Here is a 24,503-nt window from a genome sequence, read left to right as displayed (position 1 = left end):
TAGACTGTTATGAAGAGAAAGACAATCATGTGGACGGCAGTCATAGGAGTTGTATTGGTTGCAGCTGCTGCCTACGGGTTTCGTTGGTTGGCGGAGGATGAGGCAGCAACGGCTCCAAGCGTGGCGACGACAGAGGTCCGACGTGGAGATTTGGCGGTCAGCGTCAGCGGCACGGGCAGCATCCGGCCTTCAGACCAGACAAACATCAAGTCGGGGAAGGACGGCACCATAGCCGAAGTTCTTGTGCTGGAAGGAAGCAAGGTAAGCAAGGGCGAGATTCTCATCACCTTGGAGCGGGAGGAAGCAGTCGATGCCAGTAGGCAAATCCGTTCCAAAGAGCTTCAGATCGAGCAGCTGGAGCTGGAGCTGACCGAGCTTCAGAACAGGTTCAAGTCTGCTGCGGACGAGAGCGAACGGGACAATGCGAGGCTTGGCATTGCGAAGCAGCAATTGAATATCGAGATCGCCCGGGAAGAATTGGCCGAGCTGTTGGAGGATGATGAGCCTGGCAATGAAGAGGACTATGTTATTCGGGCGGATATCGACGGGATGGTTACGGAGCTGGATGCGGCTGCAGGGGATCAGATTAAGGCAGGCGCGGCCCTGGGCGCGATTGTGAATTACGACATTTTACATATGGTTGCTTCGATTGATGAACTGGATATTACGAAGATTGCCATTGGCCAGGAGGCTGACTTGTATGTGGAGGCTCTGCCGGGCGAGGAAATCGGAGGGCGCGTCGTGGATATCGCCAGGGAGGGAGTAGCCCAGAATGGCGTAGCTTCTTATGATGTAACCATTGAAGTGCTTGACAACAACCAGTTGAAGCCGGGAATGTCGGCAGAAGCAGCCATACAGGTGGAGAAAAAGGAAAATATTCTGCTGCTGCCGGTTGATGCAGTTGCTTCGATAGGCGGCAGTTATTTCGTAACAGTTATGCGGGAAACCGTTGGAGTGGTTGCGCAATCTGGCAATAAGGACAGGATGGAAGAGCCGTCAACAGACAGGGAAGAGGCGGATGACGGCACGGACGGTAGCGAATCGTCGGGACAAGACGCCGCTTTGCGTGGGGAAGCTGCACCTCCGATGCGGTCGGAGGGCTCCAATGATGGGGAATCTTCGTTAGCCCAGCGCGCTAACAGATTTGCTGCAGAGGGTAGAGGGTTGCCCGCAGCAACACCCGATCACGGGACAGGCCATAGAATCCAGATTGAGGCCGGGATTGCCAACGAAGATTATATTGAAATTGTATCAGGGCTGAGTGAAGGGGATACGGTGATTCTGCCGAATGCCCCGGTAAGCGGACAGCATGCATTCCCGAGCGGAACGATGTCTGGTGAGCGCTTCCCTGGCGGAGGCAGTGTCGGTGCTCGGGGAGGAGGCGTGTTTGGGGGTGTCCGTCCATGAGGAATGGAGGCGAACCGCTCATTCGCATAGATCGGTTAAGCAAGCAGTATCGGATGGGAGGGGCAACGGTCCATGCCTTGACGGAGGTTTCGCTGCAAGTGCTTCCTGGCGATTTCCTTGCGATCATCGGCCCGTCAGGTTCAGGCAAATCCACACTTATGCATGTCATCGGCTGTCTGGACACGCCCACTTCCGGCAGCTATTGGCTCGATGGAGAAGAGGTCAGCCGATTGAAGGAGAACCGCCTGGCCACGATTCGCAACCGCAAGATCGGCTTCGTCTTCCAGAGCTTCAACCTGTTGGCCAAGCTCAGTGCGTTGGAGAACGTCGAGCTTCCGTTGATCTATCGTGGCGTGCCAGCCAGACAGCGGAAGCAGCTGGCTCAGGAAGCCTTGGACAAAGTCGGTTTGGGAGACAGAGTGCATCACCGTCCGGTCGAGCTGTCCGGCGGCCAGCAGCAGCGTGTGGCCATCGCGCGAGCTTTGGCCGGCAATCCGCCCATCCTGTTGGCGGATGAACCGACAGGCGCGCTCGATTCCAAGACAAGTGTCGAGGTTATGGAGCTTATTCGCGCCCTGAACAATCACGGTCATACGATTGTACTGATTACGCATGATCTCGACGTAGCCGAACAGGCCAGTCGAATTGTCCGGATTCAGGATGGTCGCTTGTTTGTCGAAGGGGGCGCATCCGTATGAATGTATGGCAGGGCATGAAAATGGCCTTTTCCAGCATTTTGGCGAACAAGCTTCGGACTTTTTTGACGATGCTCGGCATCATCATCGGGGTCACGGCCGTTATTGCGCTCGTATCGATTGGACAGGGAACGACTAAAGCCGTTACCGATCAGGTTCAGGAGCTGGGGACAGACATGCTGACCGTAAATATACTCGGCAGGGGATCTACTACCTCGCTGACGTATGAAGAGGCGATGCAGCTGTCCGAAACAGACGGGATCGCCAGCGCCGCTCCTGCCAGTACGCAGAACAGCACTGTGAAATATGCGAGTGCAGACGATCAGTTCAGCGTGATCGGCACGAATGCCGCATATGCGGACATCCGCGCCTACGAGCTGGCACAAGGCCGCTTTTTGTCTGATGTTGACCTGGATTATCACCTGAAGGTTGCAGTTCTCGGCTCGGGCGTGGCGAAGGCGCTGTTCAGCGATATGAATCCGGTAGGGGAATGGATCTCGATCAATGGCTCTCGCTTTAAGGTCGTCGGCTTGCTGCAGGAGAAAGGTTCTTCGATGGGAGGCTCGAACGATGAGATGGTGTTGATCCCGCTGTCAACGGCGGAACGGGTATTTCGCACTGCCGGGGTAAGAACGATCTATGTGAAGGTAGAGGAGCCCGGCAAGATGGAGCAGACTGTTCCGAGACTTGAAGCCAAATTGACAGAACTGTTCCGCGGCAATGCGAACGCCTATACGATCTTTAACCAGCAGGAGCTGCTGGAAACGTTCAGCGCTATTTCCAATACAATGGCGATGGCGCTGGGAGGGATTGCCGGCATTTCTCTGTTAGTCGGCGGCATTGGCATTATGAATATCATGCTCGTCTCAGTTACGGAAAGGACGAGGGAGATCGGGATTCGCAAGGCGATCGGCGCCAAGAAGAAGGATATTCTGTTTCAGTTTCTAATAGAATCTGTCGTGCTGAGCGGCATGGGCGGCTTGATCGGCGTCGGGCTAGGCGCAGGCATTTCACGAGGCGCGTCCGCGCTGCTGCAGATGGATGTCGTCTGCTCAGTGCCAGTCATGGCGTTCGCGTTCGGCTTTTCGGTTATGCTAGGCATCCTGTTTGGCTTGTTCCCGGCGAACAAAGCGGCGTCGTTAAAACCGATTGAGGCTCTCAGATATGAATAAATGTTTTAACGTCCGAAGAAAGTTACAGGTTCATCAAGCCTTGATCCTTCAAAAAGCGATCAGTCGGATCGAAAAACGCACGCAGGAATTTCAGAAATTGTCCTTTGTGCGAGATAGAATTGTATTTTTTCAGGTATCGTCGGCAGAAGGAGCTTTTCATAGTTTCGGGTCAATCAGTTGCTGGTTGGCCTTTTTTTATTATTCTCATGCACAGAGTACTGGCATCAGATTCTTCTTGCAATACGAATGGAAAATACTAGACAACGAACAGATGTTCTGGTATAATGAGAGGAGAAGATGTGGGAGTTGAACTTGAAGAGGAGGGAAGGACATGAGGACGAAGGGTTTGTGGCTGTCAATGGATGAAGTTGTCGAGGTGGAATCTGTCACGGAGGGGATGCCGTATGAGCGGTATCGAAGCCCGATGTTCAAGGTGAAGCGACAAGATGGGAGTGCAGCGGAAGTCGAGCGGCGCGACATATTGCTGACTGAGGAAGAGCAATTGATCGATGAACTGGCAACGATATTGTATAGCAGCAAGAATCCTGCCAGGCATGAACGCTATGCGGCAATCATGCGGCAATTGATCATGCAGGGCATTCCTTATGTCTCCCAGCTCCAGCGTCGCAAGCCGCAGCAGGAAGCGCTGAACCTCTATGATGTGAGTTGAAGGAAGACAACGTCCTGTTTGATCGAGAATGCCTGCATTTGGTACAGTAGAAGGGAATAACGATGAAACAGGAGGTTGAGTTATGTTGAAGATTCAGTATCATGGCCACTCGTGCGTTCAGATTACGGAGGGCGAGCATTCGATCATTATTGACCCGTTCCTGACTGGCAATCCGCTGGCTGCCGTCAAGCCGGAGGATATACAGGTTCAGCACGTGCTGTTGACGCACGCGCATACCGATCATATCCAAGATGCGGCTGCCATTGCGAAGAACAATCGCGCTACGCTGATTGCCATCCACGAGTTGGCTACATACATGAGCTGGCAGGGAGTTCGCACTCGCGATATGAATATCGGCGGGCGAATGAACCTGGGATTTGCCGAACTGCAAATGGTCCCCGCTTTCCACAGCTCGGCTATCGTAGATCATGAGCGCAAGCAGATTATTTACGCAGGGATGCCTGCGGGATTTCTGATTCATTGGCAGGGACGTACGATCTTGCATGCCGGCGATACGAATCTCTACTCGGATATGAAGCTGATCGGCGAACGCAATGACATTGATTTGGCCTTTTTACCGATGGGTGATCTGTATACAATGGGACCGGACGATGCAATAGAAGCCGCGAAGTGGCTGAAGGCCAAGCTTGTCGTGCCTGTGCACTACAATACCTTTGAACTTATTAAGCAGGATGGCAGCAAATTTGAGGATCTGCTTATTAGCAATGGGTTGAAGGGTCGTGCGTTGAAACCGGGCGAATCTATTGAGCTTTAGTGCTGCTACTAGGAGGACGGGCACATATGCTCGTCTTCTTTTATATTTCGAAATACTTAACATAATATGAATATGGTAAACATTATGTTTGATCTTTTTCTACACCTATCTCTTTTCGAAAAAATACCGCATTGGAAAACGCATTCCTAGCCCTTATACTATAAATGTTAAGCGAATGGTTCAGGCAGATAGGAACATCGATAGTGGAATACGGAATAATCAAAGGATTGGAGATCGCCATGCAGGATACAAAACATCAGATTATTGCAGAGATCATGCGTGAACGATCCAGTGTACGGAAATATAAGAAAGGGCTGCGCATTCCGAAGGAAACATTGGAGGAAATCATTGCGTTGGCCGGAACGGCTCCGTCAGGCTGGAATTTGCAGCATTGGAAGTTCATTGTCGTGCAGGAAGAAGAGAGGAAGCAGCGATTGCTCCCCATCGCGTATAATCAGGAGCAGATCGTGGATTGTTCCGCAGTAGTCGCTGTGCTCGGTGACTGGGAAGCGGACAAAAATGCTGAAAAGGTGTGCGATGCTGCTGTGCAGGCCGGCTATATGACGCCGCAAGCCAGGGACATTCTTGTCAAGCAAATTCACACCACCTATGCGACAGACGCAACGATCGATGCCAAGGACGGGACGATCAATCCCTCTCTTGCTGCTATGCAGCTGATGCTTGCGGCAGCTGCCCTCGGCATTTCATCTTGCCCTATCGGCGGCTTTAAGCATGATGAATTAAGAAGAGAACTGCAGTTTCCTGATCGGTACAAGCCGATCATGCTCATTACGTTGGGCTACGCGGAGAAGCCAGCCCATCAGACGATTCGGTTCCCCGTGGAGGATATATTGGATTACGAAACCTTCGGAGGAAGCACATCAAACCAGTAGAGGAGAGGATTGCTATGACGAAATATGCATGTGTAACAGGAGCGGACCGTGGCGTAGGCTTGGCATTAGTGCGTGAATTTGTAAACCGTGGTTTTCATGTTTTTGCGGGACAATATATGCCTCATCAAGGCCAGCTGGAGGCGCTGAAGGCAGAGTTCCCGGAGCAAATCGATATTGTCGATTTGAATGTAGCTGACGATGCCAGTGTGAAGGCGGCAGCCCAACTAATTTTGTCCAAGACAGACAAGCTTGAGATGCTTGTCAACAATGCAGCGATTCTGGGGAAAATCGATGATTCCATTCTGGACGAGGAAATGGATTTCGATCAAATCCTGCAAGTGATCAATGTGTCAGGCCTGGGCGCTCTTCGCGTTACCCATGCGCTGATCAAAGCGATTTTGAACAGCGAACACAAGCTCGTTGTGAACATTTCCTCGGAAGCAGGCAGCATTGGACAATGCTACCGGACAGGATGGTACGGCTATGCCATGGCGAAGGCGGCTTTGAATATGCATGCGGTCACTACCCATAACTGCATTAAGGAACGCGGGGGACAGGTTCTGAATTTCCACCCGGGATGGGTGAAGAGCTATCTGAGCGGAACTTATACCGATCATGCGACGTTAACGCCGGAACAATCGGCGGCAGACTTGGCCAAGCTGATCTTTGATCATAAGAAATATATGGGCGACAAGCCGGCATTTATTGACAACGAAGGAAAGACTCAGCTCTGGTAAAACGGGTGAAACAATCGAAGAATGGGAGGAATTGGAATGGCAGCATTGCGCGCGTTGGTGTTGGGAGATAATGCGAAGGCCGACTGGCATCCGTTCGATAAGATTCGCGAAGGGGTTACAACGATTCTGTCGGAAGTGGTTGAGATTACTTATACGGAGGATTACGATGCATTGTTAGCGGACAGTTTGAACAGCTACGATGTATTCGTCTCCCTTGCTGATCAATGGAAAAACAAACTTACATCCGAACAGACTGCGGGCTTGCTTTCCTTCGTCAGCAACGGCGGTGCCTTCGTCTGTATCCATAACGGCATATCGCTGCAAAGCCGATCCGAGGTTTGCCGGATGATTGGAGCAAAGTTTACCGGTCATCCTCCGTACCGCGAAATTCAGATTGAGGTGGCAGCAACGGACCATCCCATCATGAAGGACGTTCCTTCGTTCATCATTCAGGACGAGCCGTATCAGTATGATTTGCTGCCTTATACGGACAAGACGGTATTAATGGAATACGAACATGAGGGAGGCAGGGTTCCAGCAGGGTGGTGTCAGGAATATGGGCTGGGACGGGTCGTCTACCTGATGCCGGGACATGATGCCGGACCGTTCGATATTCCTGCCTACCGCACAGTTATCCGTCAAAGCGTACAATGGGCTGCTAAGCTGTTGTAATTGTCCATTCTGATTATGACAGGACATCTCCTCTGATCTGCCATGTCGCTGCATCAAGCGATGAAACAGATCGAAGGCGAGATGTCCTTTTCTTTTGCCGACAGCGTCAAGCGCAGCGGTTGTGTCCAATTTGCAAATGCGGCAGGAATTTGTAAGCATGCATCGAATACAATCGTGCAAAGCATGATCCCTTTAAGATCGAACCGTCCTGCTTACATGCAGGCGTCAGGAAGCAGGGGATCAGATTGAATCGGACGAGGTGGAGCTTTGGTTAAGCGCAGTAAACTGGTAAGAAGAGGGGTCATCCTGCTTGGGATTATACTAATCATCGGGATTTATGGATACATACAAAATAATTGGATTGAAGTAGACCGAATTGCCGTTCCCATAGAAGGCTTGCCGAAGGCCTTCAACGGCTACACCATCGTGCATGTATCCGATGTGCATCTCGATCAGCAGGCAGCATCGATCGATCATTTGATCCGTCTTGTTCGAGAGCAAGAGCCGGATCTGATCGTCATGACCGGAGACTTGGTCGATCGGGGTACTGCACTTGAGACAAGCGGACTGGACCGCTTGTGTCGGGGACTGGCCCATATCGCCGTTACATATGCCGTTACCGGCAATCATGAGCACGATCATGACGGACGGGCAGAACAGTGGCGGGAGATTGTAACAGCCAACGGGGTCAAAGCGTTAGACAATCAGTTCGATTGGGTGGAGAGAGAAGGAGAGCGGCTGTTCATCGCAGGCTTGGCGGACAGTATTCCTTATTCGCCTGAGTTGTTCCGTGATGCAGCAGGGGCAGAGGTGCCTATGCTGCTCTTGGCACACCGGCCGGAGCTCTTCGACAGTTATGCCAGCCGTGACCATGATATTCGTCCCAGTCTCGTGTTCTCCGGGCATGCGCATGGAGGGCAAGTGCGCATCCCCTTTCTCGATCAGGGCGTCATTGCGCCCAATCAAGGCCTGTTCCCTGCCTACACTGCCGGAATGTATGAGGAGAACGATGTGCGCATGTTTGTGAGCCGCGGCCTGGGCAACAGCATTATCCCAATGCGAATTCACAACAGACCGCATCTGCCCGTCATTGAGCTGACAGGAGAAGCCGTTGTGCAATAGCTTGCGAACAAGAGAGAATGTCGTCTACTTGTGTGGCTTGTGAAAAATCGTAAATGGAGCAAAGGATCGTTCAAAAGCGCTAGTCGCTTGCTGAGTCAGGAAGGAGGAGGGCGGATGAAACGAAGACTGGTCATCGCCGGGACAGGCAGTGGGGTCGGGAAGACAACATTAACAATCGGGCTTATGGCCGCATGGAGAAGAAGGGGCTTGGCAGTCCAAGGTTTCAAGTGTGGACCGGACTATATTGACCCCAGCTATCATAGGGCTGTAACAGGCAGGCCATCCCGTAATCTGGACAGCTGGATGCTGTCGCCGGAAGCTGTCAGAGAGATCATGGCGAAAGGAAGTCAGGATGCTGACATTTCTGTCATCGAGGGCGTCATGGGCTTCTACGATGGCAAAAGTCCCGAATCGAATGCAGGCAGTACCGCCGAGATTAGCCTGATTACAGAAAGTCCCGTGCTGCTGGCTGTCAACTGCAGCAGCATGGCTAGGAGCGCAGCAGCCATTGTCAAGGGCTTTCAGAGCCTGGACCCGAAAGTTCGCATCGTTGGCGTATTTGCCAACCAGGTTGGGAGCGAAGGACACTTTCAACTCGTCAAGCGAGCTATTGAGCAGGAATGCGGCATTCCAGTCATTGGCTATCTCCGCAAGGAGGAAGCGATTGAAATCCCGGAACGACATCTGGGACTGATTCCGTCGCTGGAGAGAGGAGAGCTGGCTCCCTTGTTTGGTCAGCTGGCGGATTTGATTGAGGCTCACGTTGACCTCGATCAAGTATTCGCACTTTCCGAGGCGTCTGAGCTTGCGGCAGAGCCTGTGCTGTTCCGCGGCAGTCCAAGCCGGCCGCGTATCCAAATTGCAGTAGCACGCGACGCTGCCTTCCATTTTTATTATCCTGAAAATTTGGAGCTGTTGGAGTGGCACGGGGCGCGGCTGCTCTATTTTTCGCCTCTGGCGGGAGAGTCGGTGCCTGCGGAAGCGGACGGTCTATATATCGGTGGCGGGTTTCCTGAGGAGTTCGCCCCAGTCTTGGCATCCCAAAAAAGCGGGATTCGCAGCATGAAAGACGCGATTACCCGAGGCTTGCCAACCTTGGCGGAATGCGGCGGATATATGGTATTGAGCGAGTCGATCCAGACGACGGACGGCGTTGTTTATCCGATGGCCGGCCTGGTGGCGGGTCGCGTGGTGATGCAGGACAAGCTTGCAGCATTGGGTTACAGGGATGTGCGCGGCACTTCATTCAATTTTTTGTTGCCCGATGGGGAGACAGCGAAGGGACATGAATTCCACTACTCTGTTATGCTGCAGGATGCAGAGAGGGCATCAGATTCAGATAAACAAGGTGATCCCATCGCGGGGGCGGCTTACGAAACTGCAGGCAGATTCGGCATGAAGCGGGAAGGATTCGCTTTCGCCAATTTGTGTGCGGGCTATACCCACTTGCATTTCGGGTCGAACCCTGAAATCGTCAGGAGGTGGATCAGGTTGTGCGAGTTGGCAAGGGAAGAACGGAACCATTCGTAAATTTTCCAAATTTTTATTTTCAAACGGGCCGTTTATAAGCTATACTGTCCTTAAAGCTGGTGAAAACGTTTGCGCAATACATAGGCAGGCGCCGCGCTGCAGCAATCCGCCCCCACATGGAATGGAACCGCCAGTTCATCCTTCACCGCAGACACTTCATCTGTACAAGCATGCAAGTCAGTACCGGTCATTTTCTGCATGACCGCCATCCGCATCATGACGTCTCCTACAAATTGAAATTATTTGCACACGCAATCGCGAATGTTCTGTGCGACACATTTGCCGCGTCAATCATTCAACTGCTCGACGTTTTCTATGCGGCAGCTCCATGTTCATACATTCCCATGCCCAAAGGAGGCCTAATTATGTCGGGTTTGACAGATGGCCGTCATCGTCCGCTCTGGCCTTTGACCCATCCGCAGAAGAGGATTTGGTATATGGAAAATATCTATCCTGGCACGTCCATGCACAACATTATCGGATCCGTGAAGTTCAGGGGAGAAGCCGAATTTTCTTTGCTGGAAGAGGCTATCCACCTGCAGATCGCGCGGCACGATGGATTGCGAACCAGGTTGGCGGGAGGGGAAGGAGAGCCCCAACAGCGGTTTGCATCCTACACACCATTTCCGCTTGAGCTTCATGATTTCTCAGCTAGTCCCAATGCGGAAATCGCTTTCGAACGATGGGTGGAAGCAGAAGCCAGGAAACCTATCCCGCTTGATCGTGAATGGCTGTTCACCTTTCACCTGTTTCGCATGGATGAAGAAATCCATGGGTTCCTGCTGCTTTTTCACCATATTATCGCCGATGGCTGGTCCAGCAGCCTTGTCATCGATGAAATTTGCCAAACCTATGCACAGCTGAAACAGCAACAGCCGATTGAGGAGACAGCAGCGCCATCGTACAGTCATTTTTGGGAAAGGGAGCACCAGTATTTGCTCTCTGAACGGTGTGAGAAGGACAGGGAATACTGGCTGCACAAATATGCCGTATTGCCGGAGACGCTGCCGGTTCCGGGACAAGCTGAGGTGACAGGCAGACGCAATTCCTATCAGCTCGACGCAGACCGATCGCATAGGGTCAAGCAATTGGCCAAGGAGCAGCGCAGCTCGCTTAATACTTTTTTTATTCTGATTTACCTGATTTATTTGCACAAGACAACCGGCCTTGAGGACCTGGTTATTGGCACGCCGGTGCTGAACCGTTCGGGCAGGAAAGAAAAGTTGACGGTCGGCATGTTCACAAGCACGATGCCGCTTCGTTATCAGATCGACCCGGAGGTGTCCTTCCTGTCCGCGCTGCAGCAGCTGCAGCAGGAGGTGGCAGCATGCTATTTCCATCAGAAATACCCGTATGATCGCTTGCTGCAGGACTTGGCGTTGAAGCGAAAAGGCTATGATCAGCTGTTTCAAACCTGTGTCAACTATTATAACACAAAGGTCACCACTAGCTGCGGTGACATGACTGTGGAGGTTAGGGAGCACGATAATGGCTGTCAGCTCTACGCCATGCAGCTCATCATCAAGGACTGGGGAGAAACGGAGAGGCTTACGCTGGATGTAGATTTCCGAACCGCGAATTATTCGGAAGCCCAGGTCGAGCAAATGATCGATCATCTATACACGTTAATCGATGCTGTGCTCGAAGCGCCGCATACCTCTATACAGCAGCTGCCGAACATGAGCGCGCTCCAGGAGGAGAAGCTGTTGATTGCGTTCAACCAGACGCATGCGGAATTTCCGAGAAGGCTGTCCGTGACGCAGTTATTTGAACAGCAGGTCCGTCAGACGCCGAACAAATGGGCAGTGAGACACGGCAATCAAGCATTTACCTATAAACAGCTGAATGAGCGGGCTAATCAACTTGCCCGATTCCTGAGATGCAAGGGGGTTAATAAAGAATCGGTCGTAGGCGTGATGACGGAACATGGTATTGAAACCATCATAGGGATATTGGCCATTTTGAAAACAGGCGGGGCGTATTTGCCAATCGATCCGTCCTATCCGGACGAACGCGTAGCATTCATGCTCGAGGATACGTCATGTGCCATGGTCATGATCAATCAGGAAATCAGAAGTCACTGGCCGGAGCATATTTTCCAGCTCGATCTGCGGGACCCTATGCTGTATGCGGGTGACGGAAGCGACTTGAGCGTGGCGCATCATCCGAGCGACTTGGCCTATATCATTTATACTTCAGGTTCTACCGGCCAGCCCAAGGGCGTCATGATCGAGCACCACAGTTTGACTCACTACATATGGTGGGCCAACAAAATGTACGTCAAAGGGGAAGAAGTATTCGCCCTATATTCGTCACTCGCTTTTGATTTGACGGTTACCTCGATTTTCACGCCGTTAATCAGCGGCGGCACCATTGAAGTGTACCGGGACGATGGCGAGGAATACGTACTTCATCGCATGATGCAAGAGCGGAAGATTACGGTTTTGAAATTGACTCCTGCGCATCTTTCTCTCCTGCGGGAGTGTGACAACAGGCGTTCCTCGGTCAAGCGTCTGATCGTTGGCGGGGATGATTTGAAAACGAGCCTGGCGCGAGACATCCAAGACAGCTTTGGGGGGGGACATTGATATTTTCAACGAGTACGGACCAACGGAAGCCACCGTCGGCTGTATGACGCATTTGTATGACAGAGACAAGGACAAGCGGGTATCCGTGCCGATTGGCGTGCCCGCTGACAATATGCAGATCTATGTGCTGGACGCACACTTGAACCCGGTTCCGGCCAATACCATCGGCGAACTGTACATTGCGGGCGAAGGCTTGGCCCGAGGCTATTGGAACAGAGATCAGCTGAATGAGGAGCGCTTTCTGCCGAATCCGTTCGTGCCGGGAGCACGCATGTACAAGACAGGCGATTTGGCGAAGTTTCTGGACAATGGATTGATCGAATATGGGGGACGGAACGACCACCAGGTGAAGCTTCATGGCTATCGGATCGAATTGGGTGAGATCGAAGCTTGTCTGTTGTCGCATCCTGCGGTGAACGACGCGCTTGTGCTGGACTGGACGACGGAATCAGGAGGCAAATTCTTGTGTGCTTATGTAGTTGTTTCGTCCGACGTGTCAACAAGTGATTTGCGGCTCTATGTTGAGCAGCGGCTGCCGTTTCATATGGTGCCGGCTGCGCTGATGGAACTGGACGCCATTCCGCTTAACCGCAACGGCAAGGTTGACCGTGATGCGCTGCCTGCTCCCGCAACCGGGGGCACTGCGGGAGATGCTGAGATCGAGACGCTTACTGAACGGGAGATCACATTTCTCGATCAGGTCAAAGCCGTTCTGCATGTAGAGCATGCGGGCCTGCAGGACAACTTCTATCACCTGGGCGGCGATTCTATCAAAGCGATACAGCTTTCTGCGAAGCTGCGCAGCGCAGGCTTTGCCTTGAAGGTTCGCGAGATCCTGGATCATCCGGTGCTGGCGCATATGCTCGCACAGACGACGGACGACCAGATTCCCGTTCTTCCCGCTCGCGAGGAACAGTGGACGGGTCCGGTCGGAGAATGGCCGATTATTGCTTGGTTTTGGGAGCAGCCACTGTCCAATCCGGCTTATTACAATCAATCTGTTCTGCTCAAGCTGCATGAAGATATTGCCGCTGAAGTTGTGGAGGAAGTTCTCCAAACCGTGATAGAGCGTTATGATGCTTTCCGCATCCGAATCGATATGAACACGCGTGCACTCTATTACGACAACAGTCCGGCCAAAATCAAAGTGGGCATATTCTCGCTGCGGCATCTGCAGGCCAATGAGCAGCAGGCGGAGATGGAACGGATGGGCGCCATGCTGAAGTCGGGATTTGCTGCTGAGCCCGGCATGCTGTTCCGCGCTTGCAAATTCGATCTTGGACAGAATGGAAGCCGATTGCTGCTCACCGCACACCACCTGATTATGGACGGCGTATCCTGGAGGATACTGCTGGACGACTTCACCGAGCTGTATGGAGCCAGAATGAAGAAGCGGCAAGCGAACTTGCCTGCTCCGACTCATTCGCTGCGCGCCTGGGCGCACCATCTCCGCAGCCATGTGGACGCATTTAAGCAGGACTTCGAATACTGGCGGACAGAGGCAGCGCATAGCAGGGGTGTGGAGCCGGAGTTGAGACTGGGCGAAGATACTGTGGCCAGCAGTGAGACGTTGACTTTTCGTTTGCATCGGTCTGAGAGCGAGCAGTTTTTGCGTGCTGCTCACCGGGCATACCGAACCGAGCCTCAGGATCTGCTTTGCACGGCACTGGCATTAACGTTGTTTGAAAGCTTTCGCGTCGAGAAGACGGTCATCGAGCTGGAAGGGCACGGCAGGGAACCCTTGAACGACAGCATCGATGTTTCGCGTACCATGGGGTGGTTTACCAGTCTGTACCCTGTTCAGCTGGCGCAGACAGGCGGGTCGCTGGACGCGGCCATTAAGACAACCAAGGAAAAGCTGAGACAAGTTCCGCGCAAAGGCTTGGGGTACGGCATATGGCGCTATCTCGCGAAAGCGCAGCATCCAATGGGCGAGCATAAGCCCATTCGTCTGAATTATCTCGGAGAACTGGACACGACTATGAACAACTCGTTATTTGCCCTGTCAGCGGAGACAACAGGTCCGGAATCTGATCCGGATAACCCGCTGACTGCCTTGATCGAGTTCAATGCCTGGATTGCAAACGGCTGCCTGCAGGTACACGCCACATACAGCAGGAACCGCATGTACACGACCACGATGACGTCCTTGATGGAACTGTTGGACAAAAAGCTGAAAGCTATTTTGCATCATTGCTGCACGAAAGGGGACAGCGAGTTCACACCTTCAGACTTTCATACGGCCAAGCTGTCCCAGGATGAGCTGGACGGGCTGCTGCTATGAGTCTGGCAACTGGCAAAAACCAAGCAAAGGTGTGGGGAACTTGAATAGAATAAATGCCGTGATTCGCGACGATAACCCATTGTCCTTGTTCCAATATGTGCGCGCGAGAGGCTATGCCGGGAACCGCATGGACATTCCGCGGCCGGAAAGGTTCAAGCACTTTCACGGGTCATCCGTCCGCTTGAAGACATCCTTGTTCCATGAAGAGGAGAGCAAGCCATTTTCCCTTGACGGCGTTCATGTGCTGGAACAGATATTGCTGCCGTCTTACGGCGTAACCTCAGTGAAATTCCATGGCCATCAGTCGGAGCTGTTATGGTCGTTCCCCTCGGCAGGAGCTTGCTACCCGATCGAAATTTATGTGGCCATCCGCTCTTTGACAGGCGTTCCGCCGGGCATCTACTATTATGCTGCGCTGCAGGCGTCCCTGTACAAGCTGCGGGATTTCAACGAGGAGGATCGGTTCGAGGAGCTGCTGCTGCCGGAGGACCGACAAGCAGACTTTTATTTCATCGTAACGACTGTTCCTTGGCGCAGCTGCTGGAAGTACTCCTACAAAGGCTACCGCTTCAGCTTCATTGACGCCGGGCATGTGACAGCCAACTTTCAGCTCGTTCTTCAATGTCTGGGCTTGCGTACAAACGTGTATACCGGAACAGTCTCCAACAAACTGCGCGAGCTGCTGCAGTTGAGTCCATATGAGGATGCAGCCTCGGTTATCGCCGTTCACCACACGGCGGAGTCAGACCAATCGACCGAGCCGGTTCTAGAGCAAGCGTCCACTGTGGAGAGGGATGTATGGGAGGAAAGCCATGCAGCCGTTGCAAGAGAAGCTGGCGAACGTCCGTTTGCACGTTCGGAGGCGGCGCAGGATACAGGAATCGAGACGTTCGACTGGCACCCGATCTTCTTGTTTCGGAACCAGGTTGACCGATTTCGGCAGGAACCGGACCGAGCCTGGCTTGCCCGCCACAAGCTGCCGCCGGAATGGCTGGAATATGCGCAAGCGTTGCAGCTGATCATTCGGAGAAGATCAAGCTCATCGTATCAGCAGAGGGCCATTAGCAAGCAATCATTTCAGCACATGCTGCAATTCATGCAGGAGACGGAAATGACGGGCATCACCCTGTATATGTTCATTCACGCAGTAGAGGGGATACCGCCGGGTATCTACCGGTGGGACGGGGAGCTGGCTTGCGTGCGGAGGGGAGAATGCCGCGAGCTGTCCGCCAGCCTTAGCCTGGGCCAGATGTTCGTCAGGGACTGCTCGGTCCTGTTTATGTACGCAGTGGACATACCGACCTCTCGCCAAGACAGCTATGCCCTATACCAGCAGCGGCTTATCGACGCCGGCATACTCGGGCAGCTCGTCTATCTGAAATCACAGGAGATGGGGCTCGGCTACTCGGCGATCGGCGGCTACTACGACGAGGAAGTGAAAGAAGTTCTGCAGCTGCCGCCGGAGCAGCAAGTCATCTATGCAGGGACATGGGGAGTCGATGCGAAGGATGACGCCATTAAGCATGATCGATATCGCTTGAATGAAGGAGGGAACTGATGGGCAGAGCTGTTTTTTTCAGTGTGGACTTGCACGGCCATGTCAATCCTACCTTGGGATTTGTGCGAAGTCTTGTCGAGTCCGGCGAAGAGGTGTTTTATTATTCGGGTCCTGCATTTCAGCCGATTATCGAGTCTACGGGCGCGAAATTCAGGAGTTATCGAGGGGATGTGCAGTTTGGCACTTATGACGGCGGCGGAATTGAAACCTTTCTGGTAACGGCGGACTTTATTTTGCAGAGGAGCCAGGTTGTGGTCGAGCATTTCCGCGAGGAAATAGGCCGCTTGCAGCCTGACTATATCATTCACGACGCTTTCTGCTATTGGGGCAGAGAATTTGCTTCTATGCTGCGTATACCCGGCATCTCGGTCTTTGATCATTTTGCGTATATCGATGAAATGGCCGATTTCGATCCGGATTTTTTCCTGAGACATGTGCTGCGGGCAGAGAATGATCCGGTTTACCGGAACAGTCCGGACCCGATCCAGTTGTACAGAAGGCTTCTGAACAAGCTGGCCAAGCTGATTCGCGCAAAATATGGTCTCGGGGAGATCAATGTGATCAACGATATATTCTGCAGCAAGCAAGGCTTGAATGTCATTCTGACTTCCCGGGAGATGCAGCTGTATCCGGAGGCGTTCGACGACAGCTATTTATTCGCCGGATATTCGCTATATCCCCGTACGGAGCCGGATTCGTTCCCGATGGAGCGATTGGACGGGAGACCGCTGCTGTACATCGCGTTTGGCACGATTTTCAACGACGTTGCCAATCTGTACCGGACATGCATGGAGGCGTTCGGCGACACCGATTGGCAAGTAGTTATGGCGATTGGCAAGCAGGTCGATCCGGTAGATCTCGGACCGGTTCCAGCCAATTTCATCGTTCAGGATTACGTGCCGCAGCTGTCGATTCTTCAGCGGGCAACGGCATTCATTACGCATGGCGGCGCCAACAGTGTGCATGAAAGCATCTGTCATGAAGTGCCAACGGTTGTCCTGCCCCAGAGCTTTGACCAATTCATGGGCGCATTGGCGGTGGAACGGGCGGGAGCGGGTATTTACCTGCGCGGGGACGAGCCTTCTGCGATGCAATTGCGGGACGCTGTCACCCAGCTGATTCGTGATCCTGCCTACAAGGAGAACTGCCGGAAGCTGAAAGCGACCTTTGAACAAGCAGGGGGACCGACGCGCATCGCAGAGGAAATCTTGCGTTACACAGCGGAATGGCAGCCGAAAGAAGCAACGCAAATCCAACAACACTCAGGAACAAGAGGAGAACGATGATAAGAACAAGATTACGTTGGCTGAGCTTATGCCTGTTCATGACGGCACTGCTTGTCGGGATGGCTCTCGGCCCGTCGCCGGCCCCGTCGGCAGCGGCCGCATTGTCGGAAAGCGATTGGGCTGAACTGATTCCCCTGGTCGAGAAATACCGGAAGGAGAGCGGCATCCCCGGAATGTCCGTAGTCCTTGTAAGCGAAGACGGGAGCGTGTTCAAACAAGGCTTCGGCTACGCGGATAGGGGGGAGAACCGGCCTGTAACCGCCGATACGCTGTTTGAATTGGGTTCCACCAGCAAGGCTTTTACGGCATTGGCGCTTTTGCAGCTGGAGGAACAAGGCCTCGTGGAGCTGGAGGCGCCGGTGCAGCAATACCTGCCATGGTTTCAAATGGTTTATGAGGGTCAGCCAGCAGACATGCGCTTGTACCACCTTCTGCATCACACGAGCGGCATCCCCTTCAAATCCATAGGGGCTATTCCGGAGGCAACAGGGGATGATGCCCTGGAGCGAACGGTACGCACACTGGTTGGCGGCGAGCTTGACTTCGCCCCTGGCGAGGAATACTTGTACGCGACGATCAATTACGACGTGCTAGGCCTGATTATTCAAGAACTGAGCGGGCTTACCTACGAAGCGTATGTGGAGCAGCATGTGCTGGCTCCGCTCGGCATGAACGACACGTATTTGTTCAGGGATGAGGCGTCTGCGCGCATGGCTACCGGCTATCGCTGGTCATTCCTGCGGCTGGACGCATATGATGCTCCGATATACCGGGGCAATACGCCTGCAGGCTATGTGATTTCCAGCGCCAACGATCTGGAGAAGTGGCTTCGCTATCAGCTGGGATGGGAGCAGCCGGCGGAGTGGAGCGATGAGCTGCGCTTGCGCGCACAGCTTCCGGACAGGTCAGTAGCTCCAAGTCCGGACGGCGCTTCCTACGCTGCAGGCTGGGCGGTATTCCAGCGAGGCAGCGGAGAGATTTCACACGGGGGCAACAATCCGAACTTCTCTGCATTTATTGCGTTGCGTCCGGGGGATGGCTTTGGCGTAGCCGTTCTGGCTAATCTTAATTCAGCCTATACCGAGATGATCGGCCAGAGCATTGTCAACCAGCTGCTGGACAAGGAGCTGCCCGACCCGCCTACCGATCTGTACAAGACGCTGGATCAATTCTCTTCCTCGATTGTGTTCGTGCTCATTCCCGTCAGCATCGTGCTGGCGTGGCTTATCGGGCGCATCATATGGGAGGCGCTGCAGGGAAGGCGGCGCTATTCGGGAAGCAGAGGGAAGCTTGCAGCAAGTATGGGAATCTTTCTCCTCTTTGTATCCGGCATTGCCTATAGTCTTTACCAACTGCCGAATGTGCTCTTTAATGGGTTGAACTGGCCGTTCATGTATGTATGGACTTCGTCCGCAATGCCTGCTGCGGCTTGGTCCCTGTTCGTGGCCGTGTGTCTGTTCAGCGTGTATTATATTCTGTCAGTTTTTTATGCGAAGCCGAAGGAAAAGGCTTTTTTCTCCCTGATCCTGCTTAGCTTTGTCAGCGGATTCGGCAATGCGCTCATCATCTTCATCGTGAACGAAGCCTTGAATCGGGAAGGATTCCAAAGCGGCTTGCTGCTCTACTTCTCCTTAGGTCTTCTGCTTTATGTAGTCGGGCAAAAACTGGTGCGCACGCGTCTCATCCATATAACGAACCAAATGGTTTATGAGAAGCGGGTTGTGCTGATAGACAAGCTGCTGGACAGCTCCTACCAGCATATTGAGAAGATGGAAAGAGGGCGGATCGAAGCTTCGCTCAACAATGATACGGAGACGATCAGCAATTTTTCGAATATTGTCATTACGGGCGCTACCAGCTTGGTAACGTTGATCTGTTGCTTCGTCTACATGGGCATGCTGAGTCTCTACGGCTTGCTTGTCTCGTTAGGAGTCATCGTCCTGGCAGCCGGCCTGCACTTTCTAATGGGCAAGCAGGCTAACCGGCTGTGGGAACAGACGCGCGATATTCAGAATATATTCTTCAAGTTTATTCAGGATTTGATAGCGGGATTCAAGGAGCTCAGCCTGCATGCGCGAAAGCGTGACGATTTCAAAGCGGATATGAAAAGCAGCTCGCAAACCTATAAAGAAAAAAGAATTTTGGGAGATATGAAGTTTGCCAATGTCAATGTCATCGGCGAGCTGTTGTTTACATTCGTGGTCGGGGTCATCGCTTTTTTGTTCCCGCTCTTGTTCACGGAAATGAAGGATAGCGCGATTCGCAGTTACGTGTTCGTGCTGCTCTACATGACTGGTCCGATTCACGGCATATTGGGGACGATCCCTAATATTTATATGGTGCGCATTAGTTGGAAGCGCATTAATGCGCTTGTTGACCAGCTGGAGGCATTCCGCGACAAGCAACAGACGCGCGATATGCAGGTATCGTTGGCGAATCCGGTTGTGCTGGAGCTGCGCGGTGTCTCGTTTCGCTATGATCAGACAGAGGATGGCTCCTTCTCCGTAGGTCCAATCGACTATGAGTTCCGCTCCGGGGAAATCACGTTCATTACAGGCGGCAACGGGAGCGGGAAGTCTACGCTGGCCAAGCTGCTGACTGGTTTGTACACGCCGACCTCGGGCGACATTCTGATCAATGGGCGAAAGGCAACAAGTGAGGCGCTTAGTCAGCATTACTCGGCTATCTACAGCGACTTCCACCTGTTCGAAAAGCTATACGGCATGGAAGCGGACGGGAGGCAGGATCAGCTTAACACTTATTTGCAGCAGCTTCAGTTAAGCGACAAGGTCTCTTTCGCCGACGGCGCGTTCAGCACCATCCAATTGTCTACCGGTCAGCGCAAACGGCTTGCGCTTGTCATCAGTTACTTGGAGGATCGGCCGATTTACCTGTTTGATGAATGGGCGGCTGACCAAGACCCGGAATTTCGGACCTTTTTCTACCGCACCTTGCTGCCCGAATTGAAGGAACGGGGCAAATGCATCATCGCGATCACGCATGACGACAGATTTTTCGATTGCGCGGACTATCGAATCAAGATGGATATGGGCAAGATGTCCGAGCTGAAGCCCGCTCTGGATGGGCAGCAAAGAAGCGCCGCACAACTTACGTAAAGGATGGGAATTGAGATGGCTACAAATCAAAAACTGGACCGCAACCAAATCGAAGATATTCTGGCGCTTACCTCTACGCAGGCAGGCATGCTTTATCACTACGTCACGGATGACCAGCCGCATGCTTATGTGCAGCAGCTTGCCCTTGAATTGGAAGGCGAGATTGAGTTGCAGCATATGGCAGCTGCTTGGCAGCATGTCGCGCGAATGAATGAGATGCTGCGCACCGTATACCGCTGGGAGAAGCTGGAGCACCCGGTTCAAATCATACTGAAGCAGAAAGAAGTTCCGGTAGCCCTGTACGATCTGTCCGTCTGTGCAGCAGAAGAGCAGGCGGAGCGCATTGCGGCTCTCAGGGAGCAGGAAAGGCGCGAGGGCATTGCGATTGCGGAAGAACCGATACGCATTGCCATATGCAAGCGCAGCAGCCATGCCGCTTTTATGCTCGTCAGCTGGCATCACCTTGTTTTTGACGGTTGGAGCAATGGCGTTGTGCTGCAGGAATGGCTTTCCGCCTATGATTCGCTCTGCAAGGGAGAGCAGCCTGCCTTCCGTATGAAGACGCCGTTCAAGACATATCTCCGCTGGCAGCAGGAGCAGAACCAGGAACCCTACAAGCAGTTTTGGAGACAAACGCTGGAGGGCTGCGAGCCGCAGCCAGCTATCCCGTATGAAGTGATGGCTGCGCCTGCAGGCAACGCTTCTGGCAATGCGGGACGCTTGACAGATATTGCGGACGGGGGAAGCGGGGCTGTGCGAATGACGCTGGATGCCGCTGCGACCCAGGAAATAGCGGCCTATGCGCGGAGCATGGAGATTACGCCAGCGGCATTGTACTATGCGGCCTGGGGGTTGCTCCTGCAGCTGTACAGTCAGAGCGAGGATGTCGTATTCGGCACGACAGTATCCGGGCGGCCTGCAGAAATTGGTGGAATTGAGGATATGGTGGGGATGTTTATTTCCACTGTTCCGCTTCGCTTGAGAACGGGCGGCATTCGGAACGCCGCGGAATATGTGCAGGCTGTGCATCATGCTCTTAAAGAACGGGACGGCATGGAGTTTGCGCCGCTTGTTGACATTGCCCGTTACGCAGACAAAACGGGAGAAACGCTGTTTGATACGATTGTAGTACTGGAAAATTACCCGTTGGACAAGCGGCTGCAGGAGAGCGGCCATTTGCGGATTCGTCGTTTCGAGATGGAGGAAGCGACCCACTATGCGCTCACGCTTGGCATCCATATGTCCAATGAGATTGAGCTTGATTTGTCCTATGATCCAGCGCGTTTTTCTGAGCAGACGGTCAAGCGTATGGCCGGACATTATCGCCATGTGCTGATGCAGCTTGTTCACACACCTGACCGGAGTCTGCAGGAGCTGGAGCTTGTCACCGATGAAGAGCGGATCGAGCTGGTACAGCGGTTCAACGAGGAGCAAGAGGAGCAAGCATTCGGTCTAGTGCATACGGCCTTCGAGTTGCGGGCAGCGCTGGCGCCCGAACAATGTGCCATTCAGACGACGAACGATCAGCTCACCTATGCCGAGCTTAACGCAAGGGCGAATCAGCTCGCCAGAGTGCTGCGCGAGGCGGGTGTCCGGCCCGATCAGCCGATTGCGCTGCTCATCCCGCGTTCCGCTGACTTGTTCGCAGCGATGCTGGGTGTGCTGAAGGCGGGAGGCGCCTATATTCCAATTGACCATGAATACCCGCAAGAGCGGATCGACTATATCCTGCAGGACAGCCGGGCAGAGGTGCTGGTGACCGTGAAGGCAGCCCAGCCGCCCCGCTTCTCCGGGAAGGTGCTGATGATCGACGATGAGGCTGTGCTGGCGGGCGTCAGTCCGGCGAATCTGGAGCCGGTGAACAGGCCGGAGCACTTGGCCTACCTGATCTATACATCAGGTTCCTCGGGCAAGCCCAAAGGCGTGATGGTCGAGCATCGCCACTTGCTGGCATACGTGGATGCTTTTCAGCAGATATTTGAGCTGAATGCCGCAGATCTTGTGCTGCAGCAGGCATCCTGTTCCTTCGACCATTTCGTTGAAGAAGCCTACCCGGCTCTGCTGAACGGGGCCGGCGTCATGGTGGCCGATCGGATGGAGGTATTGGATCTGGATGTGCTGCAGGGATTGATCGAGCAGTACGGGGTGACGGTCGTTACCTGCCAGCCGTTGTTGTTGAATGAATTGAACAAGCGCACTGGGTTTGAACGGGTGAGGCTGTTCATCAGCGGCGGCGATATGCTGAAGAAAAGCCACATTGACAAGCTTCTGCAGGCTGCACAAGTGTACAATTCCTACGGACCGACAGAGGCGACCGTGTGCGCCAGCTATCATCGCTGCGAGCAGGACGACCCAAGCCGCGTGCCGATTGGCCGACCGATCCGCCATTATCGGGTCTATGTGCTGGACGCATACAATCGGTTGATGCCGATTGGCGTTCCGGGCGAAATCTGCATCGCCGGCGCAGGCGTAGCACGGGGGTACTACGGCAATGAAGCGTTAACCAGCAGGTCTTTCGTTGCCGATCCGTTCTATCCGCAAGCGCGCATGTATCGAACCGGAGACATGGGAAAATGGCTGCCTGACGGCAGACTGGCGTTCCTCGGCCGCAATGATGATCAGGTGAAGATACGCGGCTATCGCGTGGAACCTGGCGAGATTGAGCATGCGCTGGCAGCGCATCCGGAGGTCGAACAGGCCGTAGTCATTTCGATGGAGGAAGCGGGAGGAGAAGCATCGCTTGCTGCATATATAAAGCCTGCTGCATCGGCTTCAGAGACTTCCCCCAACCTTAGAGGCTTTTTGGCGGAACGGCTGCCTAGCTACATGATCCCGTCCCGGCTGTATCGGGTAGAGCACATTCCGATGACCGCCCACGCTAAGGCGGACAAACGCAAGCTGCGGACGATTCAAGCGGAACCGTGGGATCGGCCGGCTGCAGAGAACGGTTACACCAGCGAGACGGAGGAACGCGTGCGAACAGCCTGGCAAGAAGTGCTGGGCACGGGGCAGGTAGGACTGCATGACCGCTTCTTCGACGTCGGCGGCAACTCGCTGCTGCTCATGCAACTGCACGCCAAATTGGAAAAGGCCTACGGGTGGAATATACGCGTTGCCGATCTGTTCACATACGGCACCATTTCCGAGTTTGCACGGTTTGTCGATTCTCGGACGAGCGCGTTTTCGTTCGATCGGTTAGGCGCTTACTTGTCCTTGCCGCCGGAATTTTTCATCCACGAGCCGTGGGCGGGCGGCGAGGGAGTGCTGCGCGATACGCTGCCTGCCGAGCTCGTACACGGGCTGAAGCAATTTGCGGAAGAGCATACGGTTGAGCTGGATCTCGTGCTTCTGGCCGGATTTGCCTACGTGCTGTCGGAGGTAAGCGAAGAGGAAATCATCGTATTGCATAGCGTATCCCCCAATGGGGAAACGGTCATTCCGCTTCGGCTGGACCTATCCCGGCTGGCCAGCCTGCGCGATCTGTTTGCGATCATCAAGGCGCAATATGCGCAGGGGGCGGAGCTCGGCTACCGGTTCAAGGCTGCCTGCTCTGCTGCAGAACTGCTGCATAAGCCGGACGGAAAACTGCTGCCGCTAGCATATCCGATGCAGGCTATGACTGTTCATGCGCAGGAGCTTCAGGCGTATGAGCTAGCGCTTGGCTACGAGGAGGATGGCGAAGAGATTGTCATCAGCTTCAAATTTAATGACAGAAGGCTGCATCAGCATAACATTCATACCCTGTTCGCTGTCTATGTGGATGTGCTCAAGCAGTTCTCGGAAATTCGGGTCTACACATAGAATTCATGGTCTTTTGCGTGAACTGCATGAAAGCCAGCGAAAGGGAGACGCCGCTTCGTCAATTGGAGCGGACTGCGACGGCTAACGGAAGGGAGACGCCACTTCGTCAATTGGATCGGGCTGCGACGGCTAACGGAAGTGAGAGGCCGCTTCGTCAATTGGATCGGGCTTCGACGGCTAACGGAAGTGAGAGGCCG

At 53.6% G+C, this 24,503-nt stretch carries 17 protein-coding genes; 16 read left to right on the top strand and 1 reads right to left on the bottom strand.

What is annotated here, in order from left to right; genetic code table 11:
- Positions 1–9: 9 nt before the first annotated feature.
- The 10 genes from XYCOK13_RS11945 (at position 10) to XYCOK13_RS11900 (ending at position 9,673) form a co-directional block, all read left to right on the top strand.
- Positions 10–1,407 carry an efflux RND transporter periplasmic adaptor subunit gene (locus tag XYCOK13_RS11945; RefSeq protein WP_213412386.1) on the top strand — a complete coding sequence of 466 codons (1,398 nt, stop codon included), beginning with the start codon at positions 10–12 and terminating at the stop codon, positions 1,405–1,407.
- Positions 1,404–2,105 (top strand): ABC transporter ATP-binding protein, encoded by a 702-nt coding sequence (locus XYCOK13_RS11940; RefSeq protein WP_213412385.1) that lies wholly within the window; start codon positions 1,404–1,406, stop codon positions 2,103–2,105. The genes XYCOK13_RS11945 and XYCOK13_RS11940 overlap by 4 nt, the downstream gene beginning before the upstream one ends.
- Positions 2,102–3,274, top strand: a complete 1,173-nt coding sequence (locus XYCOK13_RS11935; protein WP_213412384.1) for an ABC transporter permease — start codon at positions 2,102–2,104, stop codon at positions 3,272–3,274. Before XYCOK13_RS11940 ends, XYCOK13_RS11935 begins: the two co-directional genes overlap by 4 nt.
- A 331-nt stretch (positions 3,275–3,605) precedes the next feature.
- A complete protein-coding gene (locus XYCOK13_RS11930; RefSeq protein WP_213412383.1) occupies positions 3,606–3,944 on the top strand; it encodes a hypothetical protein in 339 nt (112 codons plus the stop codon).
- An 82-nt stretch (positions 3,945–4,026) separates the two neighbouring features.
- The gene (locus XYCOK13_RS11925; RefSeq protein ID WP_213412382.1) at positions 4,027–4,719 is read left to right on the top strand and encodes a metal-dependent hydrolase; all 693 of its coding nucleotides are present in this window, start codon (positions 4,027–4,029) and stop codon (positions 4,717–4,719) included.
- 203 nt (positions 4,720–4,922) lie between these two features.
- Positions 4,923–5,612, top strand: coding sequence for a nitroreductase family protein (locus XYCOK13_RS11920; protein WP_244865127.1), 690 nt, complete (start codon positions 4,923–4,925; stop codon positions 5,610–5,612).
- Positions 5,613–5,626: 14 nt separating this feature from the next.
- Positions 5,627–6,349, top strand: a complete 723-nt coding sequence (locus XYCOK13_RS11915) for an SDR family NAD(P)-dependent oxidoreductase (RefSeq protein WP_213412381.1) — start codon at positions 5,627–5,629, stop codon at positions 6,347–6,349.
- 36 nt (positions 6,350–6,385) lie between these two features.
- Positions 6,386–7,021, top strand: a complete 636-nt coding sequence (locus XYCOK13_RS11910; protein ID WP_213412380.1) for a ThuA domain-containing protein — start codon at positions 6,386–6,388, stop codon at positions 7,019–7,021.
- A gap of 267 nt (positions 7,022–7,288) precedes the next feature.
- Complete coding sequence (locus tag XYCOK13_RS11905) at positions 7,289–8,143, top strand: metallophosphoesterase (protein ID WP_213412379.1); 855 nt, start codon at positions 7,289–7,291, stop codon at positions 8,141–8,143.
- A gap of 114 nt (positions 8,144–8,257) precedes the next feature.
- A complete protein-coding gene (locus XYCOK13_RS11900; protein ID WP_213412378.1) occupies positions 8,258–9,673 on the top strand; it encodes a cobyrinic acid a,c-diamide synthase CobB in 1,416 nt (471 codons plus the stop codon).
- 50 nt (positions 9,674–9,723) lie between these two features.
- Here XYCOK13_RS11900 and XYCOK13_RS11895 read toward each other — a convergent pair whose 3' ends face one another.
- Positions 9,724–9,888, bottom strand: coding sequence for a hypothetical protein (locus tag XYCOK13_RS11895; protein ID WP_213412377.1), 165 nt, complete (start codon positions 9,886–9,888; stop codon positions 9,724–9,726).
- Between the two features lie 150 nt (positions 9,889–10,038).
- Here XYCOK13_RS11895 and XYCOK13_RS11890 point away from each other — a divergent pair, with 150 nt between their 5' ends.
- Genes XYCOK13_RS11890 through XYCOK13_RS11865 form a run of 6 tightly spaced genes read left to right on the top strand, consistent with a single transcriptional unit; the run spans position 10,039 to position 24,306 of the window.
- A complete protein-coding gene (locus tag XYCOK13_RS11890) occupies positions 10,039–12,261 on the top strand; it encodes a non-ribosomal peptide synthetase (protein ID WP_213412376.1) in 2,223 nt (740 codons plus the stop codon).
- Positions 12,245–14,545, top strand: a complete 2,301-nt coding sequence (locus XYCOK13_RS11885; protein ID WP_213412375.1) for a condensation domain-containing protein — start codon at positions 12,245–12,247, stop codon at positions 14,543–14,545. The genes XYCOK13_RS11890 and XYCOK13_RS11885 overlap by 17 nt, the downstream gene beginning before the upstream one ends.
- A gap of 40 nt (positions 14,546–14,585) precedes the next feature.
- Positions 14,586–16,103 (top strand): SagB family peptide dehydrogenase, encoded by a 1,518-nt coding sequence (locus tag XYCOK13_RS11880; protein WP_213412374.1) that lies wholly within the window; start codon positions 14,586–14,588, stop codon positions 16,101–16,103.
- Positions 16,103–17,389, top strand: a complete 1,287-nt coding sequence (locus XYCOK13_RS11875) for a macrolide family glycosyltransferase (protein ID WP_213412373.1) — start codon at positions 16,103–16,105, stop codon at positions 17,387–17,389. The genes XYCOK13_RS11880 and XYCOK13_RS11875 overlap by 1 nt, the downstream gene beginning before the upstream one ends.
- Positions 17,386–20,505, top strand: a complete 3,120-nt coding sequence (locus XYCOK13_RS11870) for a cyclic peptide export ABC transporter (RefSeq protein ID WP_213412372.1) — start codon at positions 17,386–17,388, stop codon at positions 20,503–20,505. The genes XYCOK13_RS11875 and XYCOK13_RS11870 overlap by 4 nt, the downstream gene beginning before the upstream one ends.
- Before the next feature lie 15 nt (positions 20,506–20,520).
- Positions 20,521–24,306 carry a non-ribosomal peptide synthetase gene (locus tag XYCOK13_RS11865; RefSeq protein ID WP_213412371.1) on the top strand — a complete coding sequence of 1,262 codons (3,786 nt, stop codon included), beginning with the start codon at positions 20,521–20,523 and terminating at the stop codon, positions 24,304–24,306.
- The last annotated feature ends 197 nt before the right edge of the window (positions 24,307–24,503 follow it).

Origin of the sequence: Xylanibacillus composti (assembly GCF_018403685.1) — a bacterium.
GTDB lineage: Bacteria > Bacillota > Bacilli > Paenibacillales > K13 > Xylanibacillus > Xylanibacillus composti.
The sequence above is the reverse complement of the archived record's forward strand: the minus strand, read 5'-3'. Positions and strand labels throughout refer to the sequence as shown.

Bases quoted from the DNA above. Each gene is read 5' to 3' on its own strand.
- XYCOK13_RS11945 (WP_213412386.1), top strand. From the start codon at position 10: ATGAAGAGAAAGACAATCATGTGGACGGCAGTCATAGGAGTTGTATTG.
- XYCOK13_RS11940 (WP_213412385.1), top strand. From the start codon at position 1,404: ATGAGGAATGGAGGCGAACCGCTCATTCGCATAGATCGGTTAAGCAAG.
- XYCOK13_RS11935 (WP_213412384.1), top strand. From the start codon at position 2,102: ATGAATGTATGGCAGGGCATGAAAATGGCCTTTTCCAGCATTTTGGCG.
- XYCOK13_RS11930 (WP_213412383.1), top strand. From the start codon at position 3,606: ATGAGGACGAAGGGTTTGTGGCTGTCAATGGATGAAGTTGTCGAGGTG.
- XYCOK13_RS11925 (WP_213412382.1), top strand. From the start codon at position 4,027: ATGTTGAAGATTCAGTATCATGGCCACTCGTGCGTTCAGATTACGGAG.
- XYCOK13_RS11915 (WP_213412381.1), top strand. From the start codon at position 5,627: ATGACGAAATATGCATGTGTAACAGGAGCGGACCGTGGCGTAGGCTTG.
- XYCOK13_RS11910 (WP_213412380.1), top strand. From the start codon at position 6,386: ATGGCAGCATTGCGCGCGTTGGTGTTGGGAGATAATGCGAAGGCCGAC.
- XYCOK13_RS11900 (WP_213412378.1), top strand. From the start codon at position 8,258: ATGAAACGAAGACTGGTCATCGCCGGGACAGGCAGTGGGGTCGGGAAG.
- XYCOK13_RS11895 (WP_213412377.1), bottom strand. From the start codon at position 9,888: ATGCGGATGGCGGTCATGCAGAAAATGACCGGTACTGACTTGCATGCT.
- XYCOK13_RS11890 (WP_213412376.1), top strand. From the start codon at position 10,039: ATGTCGGGTTTGACAGATGGCCGTCATCGTCCGCTCTGGCCTTTGACC.
- XYCOK13_RS11875 (WP_213412373.1), top strand. From the start codon at position 16,103: ATGGGCAGAGCTGTTTTTTTCAGTGTGGACTTGCACGGCCATGTCAAT.
- XYCOK13_RS11870 (WP_213412372.1), top strand. From the start codon at position 17,386: ATGATAAGAACAAGATTACGTTGGCTGAGCTTATGCCTGTTCATGACG.
- XYCOK13_RS11865 (WP_213412371.1), top strand. From the start codon at position 20,521: ATGGCTACAAATCAAAAACTGGACCGCAACCAAATCGAAGATATTCTG.